At 69.7% G+C, this 22,462-nt stretch carries 25 protein-coding genes and 1 pseudogene; 12 read left to right on the forward strand and 14 right to left on the reverse strand.

Going from position 1 to position 22,462, the window contains the following annotated elements:
• The 4 genes from B2869_RS16590 to B2869_RS16605 form a co-directional block, all read left to right on the forward strand.
• Nucleotides 1-722 (forward strand): hypothetical protein (locus B2869_RS16590; protein WP_414683281.1); only part of this gene is annotated, 722 nt, incomplete at its 5' end.
• Nucleotides 722-1,033 carry a hypothetical protein gene (locus tag B2869_RS16595; RefSeq protein WP_292768984.1) on the forward strand — a complete coding sequence of 104 codons (312 nt, stop codon included), beginning with the start codon at nt 722-724 and terminating at the stop codon, nt 1,031-1,033. The genes B2869_RS16590 and B2869_RS16595, both read left to right, overlap by 1 nt.
• Before the next feature lie 10 nt (nt 1,034-1,043).
• Nucleotides 1,044-1,784 carry a LysR family transcriptional regulator substrate-binding protein gene (locus B2869_RS16600; RefSeq protein ID WP_292768987.1) on the forward strand — a complete coding sequence of 247 codons (741 nt, stop codon included), beginning with the start codon at nt 1,044-1,046 and terminating at the stop codon, nt 1,782-1,784.
• Nucleotides 1,785-1,827: 43 nt separating this feature from the next.
• On the forward strand, nt 1,828-2,544 hold the full coding sequence (locus tag B2869_RS16605) for a glutamine amidotransferase-related protein (RefSeq protein ID WP_292768990.1): 717 nt from the start codon (nt 1,828-1,830) through the stop codon (nt 2,542-2,544).
• A gap of 29 nt (nt 2,545-2,573) precedes the next feature.
• Here the strand turns inward: B2869_RS16605 and B2869_RS16610 are convergent, their stop codons facing one another.
• Together B2869_RS16610 and B2869_RS16615 are read right to left on the reverse strand one after the other, a co-directional pair.
• Entirely contained in the window at nt 2,574-3,044 is a 471-nt protein-coding gene (locus B2869_RS16610; RefSeq protein ID WP_292768993.1) for a glutaminase, read from the reverse strand.
• Entirely contained in the window at nt 3,041-4,255 is a 1,215-nt protein-coding gene (locus B2869_RS16615) for a cation:proton antiporter (protein WP_292768996.1), read from the reverse strand. The genes B2869_RS16610 and B2869_RS16615 overlap by 4 nt, the downstream gene beginning before the upstream one ends.
• A gap of 116 nt (nt 4,256-4,371) precedes the next feature.
• Here B2869_RS16615 and purU point away from each other — a divergent pair, with 116 nt between their 5' ends.
• Nucleotides 4,372-5,223: a formyltetrahydrofolate deformylase gene (gene purU, locus B2869_RS16620; RefSeq protein ID WP_292768999.1), complete on the forward strand. Its 852-nt coding sequence runs from the start codon at nt 4,372-4,374 to the stop codon at nt 5,221-5,223.
• A gap of 45 nt (nt 5,224-5,268) precedes the next feature.
• On the opposite strand, the pseudogene B2869_RS16625 reads toward purU, so the two are convergent.
• Nucleotides 5,269-6,314, reverse strand: a pseudogene (locus B2869_RS16625) (NAD(P)H-dependent flavin oxidoreductase).
• 150 nt (nt 6,315-6,464) lie between these two features.
• Between B2869_RS16625 and B2869_RS16630 the strand changes: the two are divergent.
• Entirely contained in the window at nt 6,465-6,737 is a 273-nt protein-coding gene (locus B2869_RS16630) for a DUF6412 domain-containing protein (RefSeq protein WP_021201199.1), read from the forward strand.
• A gap of 66 nt (nt 6,738-6,803) precedes the next feature.
• Nucleotides 6,804-7,583 carry a YidC/Oxa1 family membrane protein insertase gene (locus tag B2869_RS16635; protein WP_292769002.1) on the forward strand — a complete coding sequence of 260 codons (780 nt, stop codon included), beginning with the start codon at nt 6,804-6,806 and terminating at the stop codon, nt 7,581-7,583.
• Here B2869_RS16635 and B2869_RS16640 read toward each other — a convergent pair.
• The 3 genes from B2869_RS16640 to B2869_RS16650 all read right to left on the reverse strand — a co-directional run bounded on the left by B2869_RS16640 (nt 7,555) and on the right by B2869_RS16650 (nt 9,957).
• The gene (locus B2869_RS16640) at nt 7,555-8,472 is read right to left on the reverse strand and encodes an EamA family transporter (protein WP_029259985.1); all 918 of its coding nucleotides are present in this window, start codon (nt 8,470-8,472) and stop codon (nt 7,555-7,557) included. The genes B2869_RS16635 and B2869_RS16640 overlap by 29 nt on opposite strands.
• A 50-nt stretch (nt 8,473-8,522) precedes the next feature.
• Nucleotides 8,523-9,407 carry an SDR family oxidoreductase gene (locus B2869_RS16645; RefSeq protein ID WP_292769005.1) on the reverse strand — a complete coding sequence of 295 codons (885 nt, stop codon included), beginning with the start codon at nt 9,405-9,407 and terminating at the stop codon, nt 8,523-8,525.
• A gap of 202 nt (nt 9,408-9,609) precedes the next feature.
• Nucleotides 9,610-9,957, reverse strand: coding sequence for a hypothetical protein (locus B2869_RS16650; RefSeq protein WP_021201203.1), 348 nt, complete (start codon nt 9,955-9,957; stop codon nt 9,610-9,612).
• A 191-nt stretch (nt 9,958-10,148) separates the two neighbouring features.
• Between B2869_RS16650 and B2869_RS16655 the strand changes: the two genes are divergently transcribed.
• Genes B2869_RS16655 through B2869_RS16665 form a run of 3 tightly spaced genes read left to right on the forward strand, consistent with a single transcriptional unit; the run spans nt 10,149 to nt 11,628 of the window.
• The gene (locus tag B2869_RS16655; protein WP_021201204.1) at nt 10,149-10,628 is read left to right on the forward strand and encodes a hypothetical protein; all 480 of its coding nucleotides are present in this window, start codon (nt 10,149-10,151) and stop codon (nt 10,626-10,628) included.
• Nucleotides 10,625-11,038, forward strand: coding sequence for a CBS domain-containing protein (locus B2869_RS16660; protein ID WP_021201205.1), 414 nt, complete (start codon nt 10,625-10,627; stop codon nt 11,036-11,038). Before B2869_RS16655 ends, B2869_RS16660 begins: the two co-directional genes overlap by 4 nt.
• Nucleotides 11,035-11,628 (forward strand): CinA family protein, encoded by a 594-nt coding sequence (locus tag B2869_RS16665; protein ID WP_292769012.1) that lies wholly within the window; start codon nt 11,035-11,037, stop codon nt 11,626-11,628. Before B2869_RS16660 ends, B2869_RS16665 begins: the two co-directional genes overlap by 4 nt.
• 17 nt (nt 11,629-11,645) lie before the next feature.
• Here B2869_RS16665 and B2869_RS16670 read toward each other — a convergent pair whose 3' ends face one another.
• The 6 genes from B2869_RS16670 to B2869_RS16695 all read right to left on the reverse strand — a co-directional run bounded on the left by B2869_RS16670 (nt 11,646) and on the right by B2869_RS16695 (nt 18,208).
• Nucleotides 11,646-12,734, reverse strand: coding sequence for an alcohol dehydrogenase catalytic domain-containing protein (locus B2869_RS16670; protein WP_292769015.1), 1,089 nt, complete (start codon nt 12,732-12,734; stop codon nt 11,646-11,648).
• Nucleotides 12,735-12,744: 10 nt separating this feature from the next.
• Nucleotides 12,745-13,452, reverse strand: coding sequence for a phosphonatase-like hydrolase (locus tag B2869_RS16675; protein ID WP_021201208.1), 708 nt, complete (start codon nt 13,450-13,452; stop codon nt 12,745-12,747).
• Complete coding sequence (locus B2869_RS16680) at nt 13,449-14,588, reverse strand: TIGR03364 family FAD-dependent oxidoreductase (protein ID WP_292769018.1); 1,140 nt, start codon at nt 14,586-14,588, stop codon at nt 13,449-13,451. Before B2869_RS16680 ends, B2869_RS16675 begins: the two co-directional genes overlap by 4 nt.
• On the reverse strand, nt 14,585-16,342 hold the full coding sequence (phnE, locus tag B2869_RS16685; protein WP_292769021.1) for a phosphonate ABC transporter, permease protein PhnE: 1,758 nt from the start codon (nt 16,340-16,342) through the stop codon (nt 14,585-14,587). Before phnE ends, B2869_RS16680 begins: the two co-directional genes overlap by 4 nt.
• Nucleotides 16,339-17,169 carry a phosphonate ABC transporter ATP-binding protein gene (gene phnC / locus B2869_RS16690; RefSeq protein WP_292769024.1) on the reverse strand — a complete coding sequence of 277 codons (831 nt, stop codon included), beginning with the start codon at nt 17,167-17,169 and terminating at the stop codon, nt 16,339-16,341. Before phnC ends, phnE begins: the two co-directional genes overlap by 4 nt.
• Nucleotides 17,170-17,278: 109 nt before the next feature.
• Nucleotides 17,279-18,208, reverse strand: coding sequence for a phosphate/phosphite/phosphonate ABC transporter substrate-binding protein (locus B2869_RS16695; RefSeq protein ID WP_029259977.1), 930 nt, complete (start codon nt 18,206-18,208; stop codon nt 17,279-17,281).
• A 169-nt stretch (nt 18,209-18,377) separates the two neighbouring features.
• Here B2869_RS16695 and B2869_RS16700 point away from each other — a divergent pair, with 169 nt between their 5' ends.
• A complete protein-coding gene (locus tag B2869_RS16700; protein WP_029259976.1) occupies nt 18,378-19,121 on the forward strand; it encodes a GntR family transcriptional regulator in 744 nt (247 codons plus the stop codon).
• A 254-nt stretch (nt 19,122-19,375) separates the two neighbouring features.
• Here B2869_RS16700 and B2869_RS16705 read toward each other — a convergent pair whose 3' ends face one another.
• The gene (locus tag B2869_RS16705; RefSeq protein ID WP_292769030.1) at nt 19,376-20,518 is read right to left on the reverse strand and encodes a sensor histidine kinase; all 1,143 of its coding nucleotides are present in this window, start codon (nt 20,516-20,518) and stop codon (nt 19,376-19,378) included.
• 227 nt (nt 20,519-20,745) lie between these two features.
• Between B2869_RS16705 and B2869_RS16710 the strand changes: the two genes are divergently transcribed.
• Nucleotides 20,746-21,402, forward strand: a complete 657-nt coding sequence (locus tag B2869_RS16710; protein WP_021201215.1) for a response regulator — start codon at nt 20,746-20,748, stop codon at nt 21,400-21,402.
• Here the strand turns inward: B2869_RS16710 and B2869_RS16715 are convergent, their stop codons facing one another.
• Nucleotides 21,403-22,266 carry an EamA family transporter gene (locus B2869_RS16715; RefSeq protein ID WP_292769033.1) on the reverse strand — a complete coding sequence of 288 codons (864 nt, stop codon included), beginning with the start codon at nt 22,264-22,266 and terminating at the stop codon, nt 21,403-21,405.
• Nucleotides 22,267-22,462 lie beyond the last annotated feature (196 nt).

Genomic DNA, 22,462 nt, shown 5'->3' on the forward strand with positions numbered 1-22,462 from the left:
GACAGGCTGAGGCCGCCGTGATCGCCGCGGAGGCGGCCGAGCGCCGCCGCATCCGCCGCGCATCGAACCCGCGAGCGGGCTTCGCCTTCGCCGCGACCATGATCGGCCTCGCCATCATCACGGGTGCCGCCGTCGGTCTCGTCGCCGGTGGGGAAGCCCTCGGCGGGGCACTGGGCCTGCTCGCCGCCGCCCTCATCCTCGCCCTCGGGATGATCGTCGCCGGGGCGTTCCGTCGGCGGAGCGGCTTCCTGGCCTTCGCGACAGTGCTCACGCTGGTGGGCGGACTGGTGGCCGGTGCATTCTCGGCCTTCCCCGGCGTCACACTCGGCTATGCCTCGATCGGCAACAACGCGCCCGCTCATGTGCGCCAGCCCTTCGGAGATGTGTACGTCACGCTGAACCCGCACGACGACAGCCCCCGGTCGATCGTCGTGGACAAGGGTTCCGGGAACACCTTCATCTACGTGCAGCCGGGAGTGGAGCTCGATCTGCGGGCCACCGTCGATACGGCCACCGTCTCCTGGACGCGGCAGGATGAGGAGAGAGGCGGGATCGTCGACAGCGGCGTCTGGCCCGTCGAGGAACGCGACGGACGCTCGTCCGTGTCGGAGAAGGTCGCCGCGGAGAACGCCTCGACGACCACGGTCCAGCCGGTCACCGTCCATCAGTCGAGCGGCGAGATCGCCGTCATCGTCATCGAGCCCGTGAAGGAAGACCAGTGATGAGCACGCCGACGATCACCGAGACGACCACCCCGCCCCGCACCCGCTGGGCCGCCATCATCTGGGGACTCCTGTTCGCCGCCATCGCGGGAGGTGCCCTCTGGGCGCTCGCCGATGAAGCCCGACGCGAAGCGGTCGCGGACGCGCTCCTGGCTCTGACTCCACCCACGATCATCACGATCCTTCTGCTGACCGCGGGCGTGCTGCTGCTCGTCGGCGGCGCCACGGGACTCATCCGCCGGGCGCAGCGCAAGCTCGCGGCCGCGACCCCCGCTGCGTCACCGGAGGTGCCGGGGCCGCTCGCCGAGTAGCCTGGTCCCCATGGCGAATCAGGGAAGACGGCCCGCGAAGGGCGCAAGCCGCGGCACACCGGTTCGCCGGAACAAGGCCGCTCCTGCCGAGCGCTTCCCCCCGCAGAAGCCGAAGAAGAAGACCACCAAGGTGGTCTTCGACTCTCCGCCGCCCGAAGCCGAGGCACCGCGCACCTTCCGTCTGGGCGCGGTGCCCGGCGCGACGCCGGGCAAGTGGGTCGATGCGTGGAAGCAGCGGATGCCGCACGTTCCGCTCGAACTCGTGGAGATCGAGGCGGCGTCCTCGCGGGCAGCGCTGGACGATCTCGATGCCGCCCTGGTGCGTCTGCCCCTCTTGGACGAGTCGTTGCACATCATCCCGCTCTACGACGAGCTCCCCGTCGTGGTCGCCGCGGCGGACTCGCATCTGATGGCGGCCGATGACCTCACGGCGGCAGACCTGGAGGGCGAGATCGTGATCGTGCTGACCGACGATGTGCTCGGTCCCCTCGATCTCCCGGGCGCACTCCCGGCGACGTTCGCGGCGCTGCCCACCGATGACGCGATCGCGACCGCGGCATCCGGAGTCGGCATCGTGATCGTCCCGATGTCGCTCGCCCGCAAGCACCACCGCAAGGACGCCGACCACCGCGTCCTCACGGACGGACCGACCTCGACCGTGGCCCTGGTCTGGCTCCGCGAGCGCACCACACCCGATGTCGAGACGTTCGTGGGCATCGTCCGCGGCCGCACGGCGAACTCCTCGCGCTGACGACCGCGACGGCCGACCGCCGCGCGCTCGTTAGAATCTCCTGATGGCCTCGCTTCTCTACATCTGCGTGCGTCCCGAGATCGGGGCGGCGGATGCCGAGCACGCTTCGTTCCGGCGGGCGCTGGGCGTGGACGTGGTGGACCGGCTCGACCTGCTGCAGACGCCGTTGCACATCGAGCGCCTGCGCGGCTACCGCGGCGTCGTGGTCGGCGGCTCGCCCTTCAACGTCTCCGACGCCGTGAAGACCGCGGAGCAGCTGCGGGTCGAAGCCGATCTGCGGACTCTCGCCGATGCGGCGATGGCGGCGGAGATCGCGGTGTTCTTCACCTGTTTCAGCATCGGAGTCGTCACCCGCATGCTCGGTGGCGACGTCGTGACCGACACCCCCGAGCCCGCGAGCGCCACCGTGATCGAGACGACCCCCGAGGGTGCGCTCGACCCGGTGTTCGGTCCGAGCGGCTCCGCCCTCACCGTGTTCACCGCGCACAAGGAGAGCGCGGCGAGCGCGCCTCCCGGTGCGGTGCTGCTGGCGACGAACGAGGTCTGCCCTGTGCAGGCCTACCGCGTGGGCTCGCACCTGTATGCGGCGCAGTTCCACCCCGAGCCCACGCCTCGCGACTTCGCCGACCGGATGACCTTCTACCGCACCACCGGCTACTTCGACCCCGACGAGTTCGACGCGGTGCAGCAGCAGGTGCTCGCCGCATCTGTCACCGAGGGCGCAGCACTCCTGCGCCGCTTCGCCGAGGCCTTCGCCTGAGTCGCTTCGCCGGCGTCTCTTCGCCGGCGTCAGCTCGACGCGGAGTCGCGCAGCAGCGCCACGCGCTCGCGCAGGTATGCCTCCAGCGGCATGAATCCACCGGCGGTACTCCACCGCACGGAGGGGACCGCATCGATGAGGGCGAGCGGACCCGAGGAACCGCCGGCATCCACCGCATCGACGTCGATCACGCTCCACCCCACGTGCACCACGTCGCCCTCGTCGAAGCCGCCGCGCAGGGCCTCGGCACGGCGCTCGGCGCGCTCCCTCGCCGACTCGGCCGTGTAGCCGCGGCGACCAGGGTCGGCGGCGCGCAACACTTCATTCGTGGCCAGCGCATGCGTATCGGTCAGCAGCAGCACGCCCAGGTGCCAGGCCTCGCCGACCCGCACGATGCGACGCCCGCGCCACCGGGAGTCGCGCTGCTCGCCGAGGCCCTCCTTCGGAGCGTCCTTCAGGTCTCTCGCGGCCTGGGTCAGGAGGGCGGATGCGGTGGTCACAGTTCTCCCTGCGTGGATTCGGCGGCGCGCGTCGGCCCGACGACCTCGGCGCGATCGCCGCGGAGCGTCATGCCGATGAGTGGATACATCAGCACCGACAGCATGCCGGCCCCGACCAGCGCCGCGGCCGTGCCGGTGTCGAGCATCTTCTGGTCGACGCCGATGGCCGTCACCGCGACGATGATCGGCAGGCCGGTCGCGGCGAGGAGTCCGAGGGCCGCCCGATCGCGCACGCTCGCACCGTGCGGAACAGAGAGCTGCGCCGCCGATCCACGGATCACCAGCAGGGCGACCAGGAAGATCGGCACCAGTGCGAGCGCGGACGACGAGGTGAGCAGCGCCTGCAGGTCGAAGGTGACGCCGGTGTAGAGGAAGAAGATCGGCACGAGGAAACCGAAGGCGATCGCCTCGATCTTGCTCTCGACCTCTTCCGCGTCCTTCTTCGGGGCGCGCGCCATGATGATGCGCCAGATCGCACCTGCCACGAAGGCGCCGAGCAGCATGTCGAGGTCGAGCATGACGCTGAGGCCGACGAGCGCAGCGATGAGGAGGATCACGAAGCGTACGCCGAACTGGTCGGAGGTGTGCAGCGTGGCGCGCACGATACGGTGCAGCCGTCCATGCGGCACACGATTGGCGAGAAGCACGGCGAGACCGGCGAGCACGACGAAGGTCAAGAGGACCACGGTGGCGATCGGCGTCGTCCGCGTGCTCAGGAAGATCGAGATAGCGATGAGCGGCAGGAACTCGCCGACCGCGCCGATCGCGCTGATCGCACGGCCGAAGGGGGTGTCGAGCTCGCGGGCATCGCGCAGGATGGGCATCAGCGTGCCCAACGCGGTCGAGCTCAGCGCGATGCCGACCACCACCATGCCCTCCCCCGGCGCGAAGAAGAACCCCAGCCCGATACCCAGCAGGACGCTGAGCACCCATCCGAGCGATGCGCGCGCGAGCGGCTTGCCCGCGACCATCTTGAAGTCGATCTCGGTTCCGGCGACGAAGAACAGCAGCGCCAGGCCGAAGTCGCTGAGCTTCTCGAGCAGCGGCCCCGGCTCGACCCAGCCGAGCACCGCCGGACCGACGAGGATGCCGAGTACGAGCTCGAACACGACGATGGGCACCCGCACCACGGGTCGCACACCGCGCGCGAGCAACGGCGCGGCGACCGCCAACAGGGGGATCAGCACCAGGCCGAGGTCGCTCGCTTCCATGCTCTCAGGGTAGGTGAGCCCTCGGTCTCGCGGGTGACGCGCTGCGGGTGATCTTTCGCGATTCGCCCGCTCGGCGCATCCACGGCAGAATCGATGCACACCCTCGAGGAGCCCCCATGTCTCAGCCCGATACCGCCCGCCTGCTCATCGCCTGCGACGACCAGCCCGGCATCGTCGCCGCCGTCGCCGGCGTGCTCGCGCAACACGGGGCGAACATCATCTCGCTCGACCAGCACTCGACCGACTCCGAAGGCGGCCGGTTCTTCCAGCGCACCGTCATCCACCTCGACGGGCTCTCGGCCGCACGTCCCGCACTGGAGGCCGACATCGCGGTCGTCGCCGAGCGCTTCAGCATGGAGTGGTCGCTGCATGATGTCGCCCGTCGCAAGCGCGTCGCGATCTTCGTCTCGAAGTACGATCACTGCCTGATGGAGCTGCTCTGGCGCACCCAGCGGGGACAGCTCGACATCGACATCACGATGGTCGTCTCCAACCACCCCGACCTGGCGGAGGCCGTCCGTTCGTTCGGGGTGCCGTTCGTGCACATCCCCTCCGGCGACAAGTCCGCGATGGAGGAGCGACAGCTCGAACTGCTGCGCGGCAACGTCGACCTGGTCGTGCTCGCCCGCTACATGCAGATCCTCACCGACGACTTCATCACCCGTCTCGAAGCCCCGGTGATCAACATCCATCACTCGTTCCTGCCCGCGTTCATCGGGGCGAACCCGTATGCGCGCGCCAAGGATCGCGGCGTCAAGCTCATCGGCGCGACCGCGCACTACGCGACCGCCGATCTCGACGAGGGACCGATCATCGAGCAGGATGTCACGCGCGTGACCCACTCCGAGTCGGCGGCCGAGCTGCAGAGCCGCGGTGCCGACGTCGAGCGCCTGGTGCTCGCGCGGGCCGTGCAGTGGCACGCCGAGGACCGCGTGATCGTGCACGGCAAGTCCACCGTCATCCTCTAGCGGAGCGACCGGCTCTCGACCGTTCCGGTCGCAGCAGAGCGAGCGTCAGGGAACGGCCGGAATTCCGGCGAGGAGTTCGGCGAACACCTCGCCGGCGGTGTCGTGGCGCACCAGCGGCGCGGCCTGCCCCATCCACAGCGACTGCAACGCGCCCAGGTTCTGCTCGCCGGCCGCCGTGCGAAAACGTCCGGTGAGCCAGTTCTGCATCGGGAACGGCGCGATCGTGCCGCTCGCCTCGATCGCCCGCACCACGCGGTTGCGCGCACCCCGGGCGAGGCGTCCGCTCATCGCGCGCGTGAGCACGGTCTCGTCGGCGGCGGTCGAGCGGATCGCGTCACGGTGTGCCTGGTTCGCCGCCGACTCCGCCGTCACGAGGAAGGCCGTACCGACCTGTACACCGGCGGCGCCCAGAGCGAACGCCGCGGCCGCGCCGCGCCGGTCGGCGATGCCTCCCGCGGCGATCACGGGCACGTCGACCGCATCGACGACCTGCGGAATCAGGGANNCGTCCCGACGAGCGACTCCTCGGCAGGGCGCAGGAACGACACCCGATGGCCGGCGGCCTCAGCGCCGGTGGCGACCACGGCATCCACTCCTGCTGCGGCGAGCGCGACCGCCTCCGCCACGGTGGTCGCCGTGCCCACGAGCCGGATGCCGCGACGTCGGGCCTCCTCCACCAGCGCGTCGGAGGGCACCCCGAACACCACGCTCAGCACCGCGGGGTCGATCTCCCAGATGGCGTCGAGCTGCTCATCGAGGGAGGGGGTATAGCTCTCGGGTCTGCCGGGAACCTCGGCCCCCACGGCTTCGTAGAAGGGCTGAAGCGCCTGCGCGAACACCGTGTGCTGCGGGTTAGGTTCGACCTCATCGCCTCTGGGCAGCCAGATGTTCACCGCGAACGGTCGATCGGTCAGGGAGCGCAGCTCGGCCCCGGTCGCGCGGATGCGGTCGCCGTCGTATCCGTACAGGCCGAACGAGCCCAGTCCGCCCGCATCGCTCACGGCCGCGGTGAGCGCCGTCGAGGAGAGCCCGCCGAAGGGGCCGAGGATGATCGGATGATCGATGCCGAGCAGGGCGCGCAGGTCACTCATGCTTCGACGTTACGCCCGCGGCGGAAGCACCGTCCCCGTTCGAATCGCGAACGGTTGCATTCGAGCCGCCGATGCGACGATTCGCGCGATTCGAAGCCGGGGTGAAGCCCGGGCCCCGGTGATATCCTCGTCGCAGGGAGGAGCGCGCACATGAGCGAGTGGTTCGGGCAGATGCTGAGCTTCGTCGCGACCGCGCTCGGTCTCGTCTCGATGCCGGATGCGGCGGCCCTCGGCCTCGCGATCGCGCTGCTGGCCGTGACCGCCCTCACGCTCGCCATCGTGCTGAGCGTGCGCCCCGGAGCCACAGCCGACACCCCGCATCCGCTGCGCGCGATCGACATCGGCACCCTCCTCACGCAGAGCGATCCCGATGCCGCCGGGCATCCGCGCCCTCGGGCGCCGGGAGTCGCGACCGCCGCGTAGTCCGTTCACACGACGGGATCACGCGGCTTTCGCCGACCCTTCCCGACGCCACGAACGGACACCCGCATGGACATCTTCGCCTTCCCCCCTCTCGCCGCCCTCCTCGACGCCGCCTACGGCGCCCTGACCGGGCTCTCCGACCTCCTCACCCCCCTCGCCGGCGCCTCGGCGGCCGCCCTCGCGGTGGTCCTCGTCACCCTGCTGGTGCGGGCGCTGCTCATTCCCGTCGGCATCTCCCAGGCCAAGGCCGAGCAGACCAGGGCGCGCCTCGCCCCGAAGCTGCGTGAGCTGCAGCGCCGCCATAAGAAGAACCCCGAGCGCCTGCAGAGGGAGACGCTGGCGCTGTACAAGGCCGAGAACACGTCGCCGTTCGCCGGGATGCTTCCCGTGCTGGCACAGGCCCCGGTCGTCGGCATCCTCTACACGCTGTTCCTCCGACCGGAGATCGCGGGGCACCCGAACGAACTGCTCGCACACGACCTGTTCGGTGCGCCGCTCGGCACGAGCCTGGTGTCGGCGCTCTTCGGCGGCACCGCGACCCCTGCCACGTTCCTCGTCTTCGGCGCGCTGCTGGCGGTGATGATCATCACCGCCGAGATCACCCGTCGCGTCTTCCGTCCGGCACCGGTGGAGGGCGACGATTCTCCGCTGAACTCCCCCGCCATGCTGCGCGTCGTCTCGGCGATGCACTACCTCACCGCCGTCTTCGCCGCGTTCGTCCCGCTCGCTGCCGCGCTGTATCTCACGGTCACCGTGGTGTGGACGCTCGTGCAGCGTGTCATCCTGCGGCGGCGGTTCCCGCTGCCGACGCCCGCGGTCAGTCGGGCAGCGGTATCGGCGCGGTGAAGGGGCCGGAGGGGCCGCCGTCGCGACGGTCCCTCCGTACGCCGAGCGTGGTGCCGACGCTCGCGGCGATCACGAGCCCGACGGCGAGCATCCGCAGCGGTGTCGCGTCCTGCCCGAGGATGAGCCACCCGGCGAGGGTCGCGAACGCGGGTTCGAGGCTCAGCAGCACCCCGAACACCCGCTGCGGCAGACGGCGCAACGCCGCGAGTTCGAAGCTGTAGGGGATCACCGACGACAGCACCGCGGTGATCGCCGCGAGCAGCAGGAGCTGCGGGTCCATCGCGACCGTCGATGCGGCGGGGATACCGACCGGGATGAGGAGCACGGCCGCGACCACGAGGCCCATCGCCAGTCCGCTGCTCCCGGGGATCAGCGCGCCGACACGGGCGCTCATCCGGATGTACATCACCCAGAAGCCGGCAGCGATGAGGATGAACACGACCCCGAGCGGATCGAGCGGCTCGGCGCCGATCATGCCGTCGATGCCCAGGACGACCATGCCGAGCAGGGCGACCCCGACCCAGGCGAAGTCCGCGAGCTTGCGGGTGAGCACGGCGGCGAGCACGAGCGGACCGAGGAACTCGATCGCGACGGCGGGGCCCAGCGGGATGCGATCGATCGCGGCGTAGAAGAAGCCGTTCATCGCAGCGAGCGAGACACCGAAGAGCACCGCGGCGAGCCACTGCGGGCGGGTCCACTTCCGCGGTCGCGGGCGCACGATGACGACGAGCAGGATCGCGGCGATCGCGACCCGCAGCGAGGTCACGCCCCACGGCCCGAGCACGGGGAAGAGCTGGGCCGCGACCGCGGCCCCGAAAGGGAGCGAGAGGCAGGAGCCGATGACGAGCGCGACCCCCACGAGGGGACTGGACGCGGCGGGCTTCTGCACCAGACAAGCTTAGGCGGCGGCCCCCGGCCGGACCGCCGCCTCGACGCAGATCAGAGAGCCTTGCCGCCCGTGACCGCGATGACCGATCCGGAGGTGTACGACGACTCGGACGATGCCAGGTACACGTACGCCCCGGCCAGTTCTGCCGGCTGTCCCGCCCGGCCCAGCGGGGTGTCGTCTCCGAAGGTCGCCAGCCGCTCGGCGTCCCACCCGGTCGCCGGGATCAGCGGCGTCCAGATCGGCCCGGGCGCGACGGCGTTGACCCGGATGCCCCTGGGCCCTGCCTCCTCCGCGAGCGCCTTCACGAACGCCACCTGCGCCGCCTTCGTCATGGCGTAGTCGATCAGTCCCGGCGAAGGGTTGTACGCCTGGACGGACGCGGTCACGATGATGCTCGCTCCAGGCTCGAGCTGGGGGTAGGCCGCCCGTGCCGAGAACAGCATTCCCGCGAGGTTGGTGTCGAACACCCGGCGCATCCGCTCCGTCTCCAGGTTCTCGAAGCCGTCGATGTCGTGCTGGTAGCCGGCGTTGAGCACGAGCACGTCGAGTCCGCCGAGCGCACTCCGCGTCCCCGCCACGATCTCGGTCGCGAACGCCTCGTCCCGCAGGTCACCGGCGAAGCCCACTCCGGTGCGTCCCGCCTCGCGGACCAGGGCGAGGGTGTCCTCCGCGTCGTCCTGTTCCTCGGGCATGTGCGCGATCGCGATGTCCGCGCCCTCGCGTGCGAAGGCGATCGCCACGGCACGCCCGATGCCCGAGTCTCCGCCGGTGATGAGGGCGCGGCGTCCGTCCAGGCGGGCGTGGCCGACGTAGGTCCGCTCGCCGTGGTCCGGTTCGGGCCTGGTCTCCTCGGTCAGTCCCGGCTGGTCCTGGTGCTGTGCGGGGAAACCCTCCTCGCGGTGCGCGTGCCGTGGGTCGGTGGTGTCGTCGGTCATGGCCGATCCTCCTCGTCTCGTCGGACGTGTCGTCGTCGGAGCAACCCTCCCCGATCGTCCCGTCCTTCGTCAGGGGGTTGACAGATCTCGCCGTTCGCCAGGGTGCCGTCGATGTCCGGGGCGCAACGCCGAGACCCACCGACGGATGCTCCGCGCCGGTGGGTCTCGATGAGGTGCGTGGGCTCGAGGAGAGCCCCGGAGGTCAGAGCGGGGGCGTGACCGGAACCTCTCCGGCACCGGGCTCGTCGCCGGCCTCGGCCGGTTCGGGAACCAGGTACAGACCGCTCGGAGCGTTCGCCGTGAACGCCAGCGCCTCGATCCACGCGCGGTTGATCGAAGGCTGACGGCTGCCGAAGTACTTGAAGACGAGCGAGCTCCCGGGCTGGATCCACACGGTGGTGCGCCCGCCGCCCACGCTCGCATCTTCGCGCCAGCTGAACGGGAACGGCTCGCCGCGCCGCAGCTTCGCGGTGATGACGAGTTGCAGGTGGGTGAGGGCGCGGTCCTCGATCTCGGTCTTCACGCCGCCTTCGTAGACGAACTTTCCCATTGGTGGTGCTCCTTGGTCGCTGCCTGGCCGAGACGACGGCTTCGATCCATTGTCGCGCACTCCTCCGCCGGATGCCGCCCTCACGGGCAGGTGTGCCCGATGCCGACTCGATACACCGAAGTCAACCCCCTCGGCGAGACATCGACCGGAGCCTAGCCTCGGGGTCACTCGAACTCGAGAAGGGCAATGCCATGAACGACCGACACATCGACGACCGTCCCGACGAGGGCTACACGCCGACGACCACCCACGCCCAGTGGGGCGCGGGAAACCCGCGGCTGCGCATCACGCGGGACGACGAACGCACCGAATTCGCCCTGGAAGACGACGTGGTGCGCATCGGCTCGGCCGACGGCAACGAGCTGCGCCTCGCCGACACCGACCCCGTGCATGCCACGATCACGCACGACGACCGCGACGAGTATGTGTTGACCATGCACGGCGAGGGCGAGACGAACGCGAGCCTGGGTGTGGACGCGACCCATGTCGATGAGGACTCCGAGACACTGCGCACGGGAGCGCACTTCACCGCCGGTCCGTGGACTCTCGTGTTCGCGCGGGATGAGTTCGCCGATCACGGTCGCCCGTACGGAGGCCGCGCGGGCGGCGAATACTCCGACCAGCCGCTCCAGCCTCCTCGCCCCGACTATGACGAGAGCGAAGAGCGATGACCACCACCCGCGATCTGATGACGCCGAGTCCGCGGTGCATCGGGGTGAACGATTCGCTGCGCATCGCCGCGTCCGTCATGGCGGATCTGGATGTCGGCGCCCTGCCGATCTGCGGCGAGGACAGCAAGCTGAAGGGCATGCTCACCGACCGCGACATCGTCGTCGGAGCGATCGCCCTCGGGATGGACCCGGAGACGACGCCGGCGTCCGCTCTCGCGAAGGGCAGGCCGGTCACGGTCGACGCCGACGACGACATCCGTGTGGCCCTCGATCGGATGCAGGAGAACCAGGTGCGACGCCTGCCGGTGATCGCCGATCGTCGACTGGTCGGGATCGTCAGTCAGGCGGACATCGCCCGCTCGCTCTCCGCGGCGACGACCGGCAAGACGGTGGAGAGCATCTCACGGTGACCCTGCACGACGACCCCACAGCCGATCCGGACACCGTGACGGACGACGCGAACGACACCGAGACGGACGGCACGGTAGGCGACCCCGGCATACGCAGCCACATCGCGCGACTGAGTGAGCTCGCTGCCGAGCGACCGTTGCGGGTCGGGGTGGCGGAGTCGCTCACGGCCGGCCTGCTCGCGCACACCATCGGCTCCGGCGACGCGGCCTCGGACTGGTTCGCCGGCGGCGTCGTCGCCTACCGGACGGACGTCAAGGAGCGAGTGCTCGGGCTGACGCCGGGGACCGATCCCTGCTCCTCCTCGTGCGCAGAACAGCTCGCCGCGGGGGCACGGCACCTCTTCGACGCCGATATCGCCGTGTCGACCACGGGCGTCGGAGGCCCCGAGCCGCAGGGGGGTCACCCCGCGGGGACCGTCTACCTGGGCTGGGCCACCGCTGACGATACGGGTCATCGGAGGCTCGCTCTGGTCGGCGACCCGGAAGAGGTCCTGGCCGCGACCGTCGCCGCCGCCGTTCGCCTGCTCGCCTTCCATTCCGAGGGGCTCCGCCCGCTCGGGCCCCTGCGCGGTCAGGACGCCGACGAGTAGCGTCGGCGATCCGGGCGTCACTGCCCCGGGATGAGCCCGATCCGCAGGGGCGCGCCCGGGCTGGCGGCTGCCGCCAGAGCCGCGTCGATCTCGAACAGCCCGCGCACCGCTCCGACCGCATCCGCGAACGGGTAGGCCCGCCCCCGTCCGGAGAGGAAGGCCACGGCATCGGCCAGCTCGGCACCGGTGTAGTTGTGGACACCGGCGACCGAGACCAGCCGTCGCACGATGCTCTCGGCGTCGAACGGCACCGGGTCGGCGGGGAACACGCTCCCGACGAGCACGACCGTTCCCCCGACCGCGACGCCCGCGAGTGCCTCGGCCACGGCATGCCCCGAGGCCTCGATCACCACGTCGGGTTCACGGGCGATACCCGTCGCGCCGAAGCGTGCGGCGAGCGCACGTCGATCCGGATTGGGGTCGAGCACCTCGACGGTCGCGCCCTGCTCGGCCGCGATGGCCGCAGCCGACAGCCCGACCAGTCCGGCCCCGTGAATCCGTACGGCGGCCCCGTCGAGGTCGCGGTCCTTGGCGGCCCTCGCCACCGCCGCCCAGGCGGTCGCGGTGGCGCACGAAGCGGGGGCGAGCACCGAGGCAGGGAGCGCCTCCGGCACGCGCACGATGGCCGTCCCCTCCCGCAGCTGCACATGACTCGCGAAGGCTCCGGTGAGATCGCCGTGCGCGCCGACGCGGTCGTGTCCGTACTTCCCCAGGTCGCGGCATTTCTGCGGCATGCCCTGCAGGCAGCGGTCGCAGCGCGCACACGACACCATGACCGACCAGACCACCCGGTCGCCGATCCGCAGCGGAGTGCCGTCGACGGTGAGCGCTCCGGCGTCGCCGGTCGCGATCACCCGCCCGACGCTCTCGTGTCCGAGCACGAGGGGCGTCGGCGCGGATCGACGGCCCTGCACGGTGTGCACATCGGAACCGCAGATCGTCGACATCTCGACCGCCACGAGCACGTCGCCGTCGGCGAGCGCGACCCCGGGCACGGCGATCGTCTCGTGCGGATGGCCCTCGCCGATCCAGACCATCGCGGTCGCCGCCGGGCGCAGAGCGACGTCTCTCCGGTGCCCGGGAGGACGGATCAGCAGCGTTCCCATGTCGGGCCTCTCAGGAGGTGGCGACGAGCGGGAGCAGTTCGCGCTGGACGAGCACGCCGCGCAAGGCGGTCACATCGCTCAGCACGGCATCCGCCCCTGCGGCGCTCAGCGCCGGACGATCGTGTGCACCGGTCAGCACGCCCGCGACGAATCCGGCACCGGCTCGGCGGCCCGACTCGACGTCGCTGACGGTGTCGCCGGCGACAGCGACGGCCTGGACAGAGGCGGTCTGCGTGCGCAGCAGCGCGGTGAGCACCAGGTCCGGGGCGGGACGCCCGCGTCCGGCATCGATCGGCGACAGGACGAGGTCGACGAGATCGCCCCAGCCCAGACCGTCGATCAGGGCGTCGCGGGTCACCGGGGCGAAGCCGGTGGTGAGCACGACCGTCAACCCGGCATCCTTCAGCCCCTGGATCGCGTCGGCGGCGCCAGGGACCTCGGAGACTCCCTGCTCGGAGACGATCTCGGCGTACGCGCCTTCGAACGCGGCGGTCGCCCGTGCGGCCGACTCGGCGTCGCCACCGGAGAGGTGCGTGAAGACATCGATCTTCGACTGCCCCATCGTCACACGCACGTAGTCGAGCGCCTCGTCCCACGGCATCCGGTCCGCGACGCCCGTGCGCTCGGCGGCGCGCTGGAACGCCTGTTCCACGACGCCGTCGTCGAGCACCGTGGTTCCCGCCATGTCGAGGACGACGAGTTCGAGAGGAGTGGTCATGATGTTCCTTCCATTGCTGCCGCCCACCCGAAGGCGGCGGTGAGATTCTCTTCGGCGAGCCCCAGCCCTGTGGTCATCCCGATGCCGGTCGTGGCGGCGAGCACCAGCACACCATCGTCGGTCCGGTCGATCAGGAACTCCTGCCGCCCCTTCGCGTATACGCCCTGCCACCGCTCGATCACGCGGGGCGCCGGCGCATCGAACAGCGTTTCCGCCTCGCTGAGGAAGGCGGTGAAGGCGGCCTCGGGCTGGAACGGCGCCGGGGCCACGGCCGTCGCGTGCGAGTCGCCGATGATGAGCGTGCCGTCGGGGAGCTGCGTATACATCTGGTTGAGGTCGATCGCGGCGAGGTCGGGCCGCTCGGTGTGCAGTCGCTCCCGCAGCACGGCGGCCTCGGGTCCGTCGGAGAACCGACCGTAGCGGACGAGCGACCAGCCGGTGAGCAGCGGCGCCGCCAGCGGATGCCGGAACGACACGGCCGCCCGCATCATGTCCAGAGCGCAGCGGACCACCCCGTGCCGTTCGGCGACCTCGGGGAGCAGCTGATCGATGTCGTGGTTCACGGCGACGACGACGCTCCCGCAGGCGATCGGACCGCGGGTGGTCTCGACACGTCCGTCTCCGACCGCGGTGACGGCGGTACGGAAGCGGAACTCGACACCCAGACGAGCCAGGTGACGCACGATGGCATCCGCCGCGGTGCGCGGATCCGTCTGCAGGTCGGTCTCGATGTGCGCGCCGCCGATGAGTCCCTCGGCACGGAGCGGGGCGAGACGCAGGAGCTCCGTGGAATCCAGCATCCGGATCCCGCCCTCGCGGGAGGCGGCCTCCAGCACGGCGAGCTCATCGTCGTGCCGGGCGGCGACCAGCGTGCCCGACTCGCGCAGCCAGAAGCCCGCATCGTGGGAGAGGCGCAGCCACAGGTCGCGCGAGATGTCGGCGTACCGCCGGGCCTCCCCGCCCTGAGCCCCGATGCAGAGGTGCCCGAAGTTGCGGATCGTGGCGCCGACCGGTGCCTCGGTGCGGTCGACCACGATCACGCGCAGACCGCGCCGGACCGCTGCGTGGGCCGCACCGAGACCGACGATCCCGGAGCCGACGACGACCACGTCCGCCGTGTCGAGAGGACGATTCATCGGAACACCTTCCGCATCCACATCGCGAGCCCTTCGACCACCAGCACGGTGGCGAGGATCATCAGCACGATCGCCGTCACGGTCTCGTAGCGAGAGCCCTGGCTGGCGTTAAGCAGGTAGTAGCCGACACCGCCGCCGCCGACGATGCCGAGGATCGTCGCCGCGCGGATGTTCGTGTCGAGCATGTAGAAGCTGTGGCCGATGAGCGCCTGCATGCCCTGCGGCACTGTCGCCGAGGCATAGGTCTGCAGACGCGTCGCGCCCACCGCGCGAAGTGCGCGTTCCGGTCCGCGGTCCACTTCTTCGAAGGAGTCGGCGATGAGCTTGCCGAGCAGTCCGATGCCGCCGATGGCGAGAGCGATGACGCCGGCCTGCGCGCCGAGTCCGGTGATGACCACGAGCACGATCGCGAGGATCAGCTCCGGGATGCCGCGGATGCCGACGAGCAGCAGACGTGCCGTGCCACGGGCACCGGAGCTCGGGGCGACGTTGCGTGCCGCGAGCGAACCCAGCAGCAACGACGGGAGCAGGGTGAGCACGGTGGCCGCGAGGGCGATCGCGACGGTCTCGCGCATCGCCTGGAACATCGCGCTCGCGTCGTAGTTGCCGAACGACGGCGGCCAGAACTTCGCCGCCACCTCTGGCAGCTTGGCCCAGAACGTGATGAGGTCCATCCAGTTGATCTGGCTGACCACGACGCTGCCGATCACCACGAGCACCGCGACGACGCCGGCGATCGTGTGGCGCACGCGCTGCGCGGTCCAGGGCCGCCGCACCGCGGTCTCCGGGCTGGCCGCCCAGGCGGGGCGAGCGTCGGGTGCCGATGCGGCGTTCGCGCCGAGACGCGGATGCAGGATCCTGTCGATCCACGATCGGGTGTGCTTCTGCTCGCCGAGCATCGCGCCGCGGACCATGCTCGAGACGATCTCCATCGCGACGCACAGGATGAAGATCACGAGGGCGATGCCGAGGCCCTTGCCGTAGTTGAGCGACTTGAACGCATACGACATCTCCAGGCCCAGACCGGCGACGCCGACGTAGCCGAGAACCACGCTGCCGCGCAGGTTGATGTCGTTGCGGTGCAGCACGGTGGCCACCCAGCTGGGCAGCACCTGCGGCAGGATGCCCGACGTGAACTCCTGCATCTTCGAACCGCCCGCCGCACGGATGGCGAGGCGGGGGCCTTCATCGATCTGCTCGATCGCATCGGCGAACATCTTCGAGATCATGCCGATCGAGTGGATGCCGATGGCGAGGATCCCGGGAAGGGTGCCGAGCGAGAACATCAGCACGAACGCCATCGCGAGCACCACGTCGGGAAGCGCACGGGTGAGCACGCCGATGAACCGCGCGGCCGCGCGCCATCCGTTGCCCGGCGTGGTGTTGGCGGCGGCGAGGTAGGCGATCGGCACCGACAGCACGGCGGCGAGCAGCGTGCCCACGAGCACGAGTCCCACCGTGAGGGCGATCAGCCAGGCGAGGTCGCCAGGGGCGGGGAAGGTGAGACCGCCGACGCGTGCCATGAAGTTCTCGGCGTTGCCCCAGCTCTGCACCATCGCCGGGAGGGAGATGTCGACATCGCGGACGGCGAGGATGCCGAGCACCACAAGGGCGACCAGGGTAAGGGATGCCGCGATCCGCTCCGGCGAGATCGGACGCTTCGGGGCACGCTCGGCGACGCTGCGCCCGCCGCCCTGACCCACGGGGCCTCCGCCGCGTGTGGCGGCATCCGTCGCGGAATCGAGGGCCGTCATGATGCGGCCACCTGCGCAGCCGCCTCGACCAGCTCCTCGGCCACGGCACGGATCTCGGCGGTCGTGGTGGCGACGCGGCCGTAGATCTCCATGACCTCGGCCTTGGTGAGACCGTCGGTTGGGGTGTCCAGCACCACTTCGCCGTGACGCAGACCGACGATGCGGTCGGCCCACGAGATCGCGAGGTCGACCTGGTGCAGGCTGCAGACGACGGTGAGTCCCTCGTCGGCGGCGATCTCCCGGATCAGCGCCATGACCTGCTCGCTCGACTCCGGGTCGAGCGAGGCGACCGGCTCATCGGCGAGCAGGATGTCGGGCTTCTGCATCAGGGCCCTGGCGATGGCCACGCGCTGCTGCTGTCCACCCGAGAGGGTGTCGCTGCGCTGGTAGGCGCGGTCGAGCAGACCGACGCGGTCGAGGTGCTCGAGTGCGGTGAGCTTGGCGGCACGCGAGTATCCCCAGAGGCCGAGGCGCGGCCCGCGCACGCCGGACAGCGATCCGGTGAGCACGTTCTCGAGCACGGTGAGCGAGGGCACCAGCTCGAACTGCTGGAAGATGAAGCCCACGCGGCTGCGGAGGTCGCGCAGCGCCCTGCCCTTCAGCGCCGGCACCTGTGAGCCCAGCACCTCGACCGAGCCCGCGGTGGGGGTCTCGAGACCGTCGAGGTGGCGCAGCAGGGTCGACTTCCCCGAGCCGGAGAGGCCGAGGAGCACGACGATCTCGCCGCGGGACACCTCGAGCGAGGCATCCTTCAGTGCGGTGGTCGTCCCGAAGGTCTTCGTCACGCCGTCGAGGCGGATGAGGGCGTCGGATGCCGAGGCGGTCATGTCGTAGCTCCTGTGGTGTCGTGAGTCGTGCGGTGGTGCCCTCCGTCCCCGTCCGTGCGCGACGGAAGGGACGGAGGGCGCCGGGTGAGGGGAAGCGGTCAGGCCGGGCTCAGGCCTTGCACTGCTCCGCTTCGGTCTCCTTGCAGATGTCGCGGATCAGGTCGTAGTACGCGTCGTCGACCGGCTTCGTGGCGTAGAACACGCTGCGGAAGGCGTCGGTGTCGGCACCGTCGATGCCCGCGGCGATGATGTCGTCGATCGTGATCTCGGCGAGGCCGTCGATGAGCTTCTTCGAGACGTCGTCCGGGAGCGTGGAGGAGTAGACCAGCGGCGCACCGGGCACCATCGTCTCGTCAACGACCTTCACCTTGTCCGACTTCTCGACCTCGGAGTCCTCGGCGAAGCCCGCCTCGCACTCCACGCCCTCGCCGACCTTGGTGACGCTGACATCGTGCTTGCCTGCGAACACCGGGGTGATGTCGGTCTTGGGGTCGATGCCGGCCTTGAGCAGGTTGTACGACGGGAACAGGTAGCCCGAGGTCGACGACGGGTCCACGAAGCAGACCTTCTTGCCCTTGAAGTCGTCGATGCTCGTGATGTCGCTGCCGACCGGGACGATCGCCTGCGAGAAGTAGCCCGGCTCCTGGCCCTCCTCGGTCACGATCGAGGAGATCGGGGTGAGCTTGGCACCGTTGTTGGTGGCGGTGACGTAGGTGAATCCGGAGAACGACGCGACGTCGACCTTGCCGGCGACCGCGGCCTCGATGAGTGCGGCGTAGTCGGTCGACTCGTGGTACTCGACCGTCTTGCCGGTGATCTCGGCGATGTAGTCCATGAGCGGCTGGTAGTTCGTCTCGGTGTCGACCGAGTCGGGCACGACGCCGAAGACGAGCGTGTTCTCGTCGACCGCGAATCCGCTGGCGGAGGACGACTCGTCGGCACCGGGTGTGCCGGCTGCGTCGGCCGAGCCGGAACAGGCGGCGAGGCCGAGGGCGAGGAGCGCGACGCCGGCGAGGGCGGGAAGAGCGCGAAGCTTCATGAGGACCTTTCAGGGTGTGAGGGGTGATCCACGGAAGACTCTCTCAGGTGCCACGCCGAGATATGTACCTAACTCGGAAGAGTTCAGGGCTCGTTTACCGAGCATTCGCCTGGATGAACACTCCTCGAACGTGATCGCGCTCACCGAGATGGCGAAGTAATGTACCTATGTGGCCGAAGCTGTATACACCCAGATCGCGGACGACCTTCGCGCGCAGATCGCGGCGGGCACCCTGCGCCCGGGCGACGACGTCCCGACCGAGGCGGACCTCGCCGAGAAGTGGCGCACATCTCGCGGTCCGATCCGCAACGCCCTGGCCGCTCTGCGCGGCGAAGGCCTGATCGAGACGAGCCGCGGGCGGCCGGCGCGCGTGGTCGCCCGCAAGGCCAATCAGGCCGTCGACGTGTCGGTGCCGTTCACGCGCTGGGCTCGGGAGCTGGGCGTCACCCCGGGGGCACAGACGCAGGAGCTGAGCCTGCGGCGCGCCGGCGATCTGGGAGCAGCACTCGGCGTCGACGCGAGCGACACCATCGTGAGCGTGGTCAGGCTGCGCCTGCTCGACGGCCGCCCGACCATGCTGGAGCGCCTCCACTACACGGAGGTCGCGGGACGACGACTGTTCGAGGTGAACCTCGACGAGGTCTCGATCACGGAGTACCTGGGCTCCGTCGGACACCCGATCGTCACGCTGCAGCACGTCATCGATGCGGTGGCCGCCGACGACCAGGATGCCGCACTGCTGCGCGTGCCCCGTGGCACGCCCATCCTGCGCCTCACGCGCACATCGCGCGATGCGGAGGGGCGGATCTTCGAGGCTTCGGAGGACCGCTACCTGAGCGAGGTCGTGCGCTTCACGGTCGCCGCGTCGGGGATCTCCACCGACGGCCATTTCATGCGTGCTGTCGGCGCCTAGCAGGACGTGCATGAGCACCGGTCGGGAGGCCGGAGAATCGGCCGTTAACGCAGAAGGCGATCGCGAGCGCGCAAGGTGTTTCAGAAGCCAGAAAGACCGCGCCCGCGATCGCAGCGCTGGGGACGCTTTATCTGGGGAGCCTTCAGATTACGGGAGGGTGCAACGCGTTCCACAGGGTCGAACGTCGAGACTTCTCTAGACTTTCGTCTAGGTTCTCGCGGATCGCGGAAGGGGTGCTCACACACTCTAGAGCATCAGACGACCGGAAGTCGGGCCGACACGACCCAGAATCCCTCGACTTCGCCGGCGCTGAATTCGCCGCTCGCGCCCATGACCCGCTCCGCCATCCTCCCCAGGCCGGTGCGACTGGAGGAGAGCTCGCGGCGCGGCGTCGTCGGGAGCGGACTGCGCAGTGTGAGATGCGCGACGTCGTCGTCCACGGCGAGGTCGATCTGCACCTCACCGGGTCCTGCGTATTTGAGGATGTTCGTGGCGGACTCGCGCACGATGCGCGCGAGGACGATCTCGACGGCACGCGGGATGCGCTCGTCGCGGGGGTCTCCGTCGCGGGCCACGGAATGGCCCGCGGATTCGAACTCGCTCTGCGCTTCGTCGATCGCCGCTGCGAGGTCGCCCGTCTGCACACTGGACGACTGCGGACCGTCGTCCGCCAATTCGATCACGAAGCGAAGATCGGTCATCGCCTTGCGCGCGGCGACACGGATCGCTTCCTGCGAATCGGTGCTGGTCTCGGGGTCTTCGAGCATCTGCACGTGCAGCGCCACCACCGTGAGGTGGTGCGCGATGCTGTCGTGCAGCTCACCGGCGATCCATCGTCGCTCGGCGAGCACTGCTTGACGTTCTTGTTCCGCGCGCTCCTCGAGTTCGCGTTCGAGGCGACTGCCCCGAGCGAAGGCGAGCCGCAGGGCGAACCCGACAGCTCCAGCCAGAGTCGCGAAGATCAGGTAGATGCCGACGTTGACGGGGACCGTGGAGTCTCCGTAGGCGATGATCGTCGCCGACACCAGGAAGCCGCCGATGTACGACAGCACGAGCGCGGTCCATCCGAGCCTCATCACCAGGGCCGCGGCGACCGCAGCGGTGATCAGAACCTGGGTCTCGGTTCCCGTGAGGAACGACAACCCGAAGACGAGGCCCATCGCACATGTCGCGATGAGGGGGGACCAGAGATAGAGGGCGAGGACTGCGGTGGACGCAATGCTCACTATGGATGTGACGGGACTCGTACCCGGAGTGGTGAAGAGCCCGATGACGTCGAGGGCGATGATGACGGAGACGATTGCCAGAACGGCGATGCGCTCAATGGTGCTGAGCCGCTCACCTCGACTCAGCCGAAGAAACTCCCGGGGCTGCCGGGACGACTGGTCGAAGGCCATGGTTCATTATCTCCTATTCGCCAGGTACTCTAGCGGTAGAGACCGATAAGCTTGCCAACCTGCTGCCAGAAAGACATAACGTTCACCTCCATTTTGTAGTCGTTCGTCGATGTCTGTATTCATCTTCTCGGCGAACCACGCGGCGCACATCTGTCTCACGTCTAGAGGTTTTTGGCCAAAGGTCTACATGACGTCATCGAAGCGCTCCCGCCGTTAGGCTTCCCCCTATGCAGGAAATCCGTGTCGTGATCGTCGACGACGATCCACTGGTCCGTTCGGCGCTGTCGCACTTCGTGTCGCGTGACCCGGAGATCACCGTGATCGCGCAGGCGGAGGACGGCCTCGAGGCGATCGCCACGGTGGAACGCGAGCAGCCCGATGTGGTGATGATGGACGTGCAGATGCCCGAGATGGACGGCATCGAGGCCACCGGCGTGATCGCCGAGCGCTGGCCGCACGTCCGCGTCCTCGCGGTGACGACGCTCGACGGCAGCGACACGGTGCTTCCGATGCTCAGCGCCGGCGCCTCCGGCTACCTGCTCAAGGACTCCAGCGCCGACGACATCGTCACGGGCGTCCGCGAGGTGCACAGCGGCGCCAGCTCCCTCTCTCCCCGGATCGCCTCGATGCTGATCAAGCACGTCCGCGAATCTACGCCCGTGGCGGCCGACGCCGACGCCCTCGAGCCGCTCACCGAGCGCGAGGTCGAGGTGCTCCACTGCCTCGCTCAGGGCATGTCGAACGCCGAGATCGCCAAGGCGCTGATCGTCTCCGAGGGTACGGTGAAGGCGCATCTCGGCCGCATGATGTCCAAGTGGCACCTGCGCGACCGCGTGCAGATCCTCGTGACGGCCGCGCACGCTGGTCTCGTCAGCTTCCGCTGATCACCACGCGAGCAGGACGATCCCCGCGACGACGACGAGCGACGCCGCGATCCGCCAGGCGGGACGCGACTCCCGCAGCACGAACACCCCGAACAGGCTCACCAGCACCACGCTGACCTCGCGCAGGGGGGCCACCAGCGCGACCGGTGCGATCTGGATCGCGGTCAGCACCAGGATGTACGACAGCGGCGACAGAATGCCGAAGGCCAGGATGCGGCGCCATTGCGTGCGTCCGAGCGCCCACACCGCACCCCAGCGCCGACGCACCGCGATCGAGTAGAACGGCACCTGCAGCAGCGTGGTTCCGACCATGAACGCGACCGGCGAGAGGCCCCAGGTGCGTACCGCGTGCGCGTCCCAGATCGTGTATACGGCTATCGCGACACCGGTGAGAAGCCCGAAGACGATGCCGGGATCGAGCCGCCGAGAACCCGCCCCTCTCCCCCGGTCGACGAGTCCGATGGCGACGACGCCGACGATCACGGCGGCGACGCCCACGAGCGCGACCGCCGAAGGACGCTCGCCGAGCAGCAGCACGGCCACGATCACCGAGAGGAAGGGGCCCGTGCCCCGCGCCGTCGCGTAGACGGTGGAGAGGTTGCCCTCCCGGTACCCGCGCTGGAGCACCGCCATGTAACCGACGTGCAGCACCGACGAGACGGCGACACCGAGGGCGAACGACCCCAGGTCGTCGGCCCCGAGACCGCCGGTGAACGGCACCGCACCGATCCACACGGCGGTGCTGCCGACCGATCCCCACCACAGGAACGGCGCTCCGGCCCGGCTGATGCCGTGCGCGATGATGTTCCACCCCGCGTGGGCGATGGCGGCGCCGAAGACCAGGACGAAGGCGAGTGGAGACACGACGAGACCCTTCCGTCCGGCGCGCGGCGCGACGAACAGGGTCCTCCGGGCTTTTGTCCTGTCAGATGACGGCTCTCCTGTGGAGGAGGGCCGTGGCGCCGCTCGGACCAGACGGGCGCGAACCCCGGAACCCTAGGCGCTATCGGGACGAGCCTAACGCGCCCGGATGAACGGCGGGGAAACGACGACGCGCCCC

Origin of the sequence: Microbacterium sp. UBA3486 (genome assembly GCF_002377845.1) — a bacterium.
GTDB lineage: Bacteria > Actinomycetota > Actinomycetes > Actinomycetales > Microbacteriaceae > Microbacterium > Microbacterium maritypicum_A.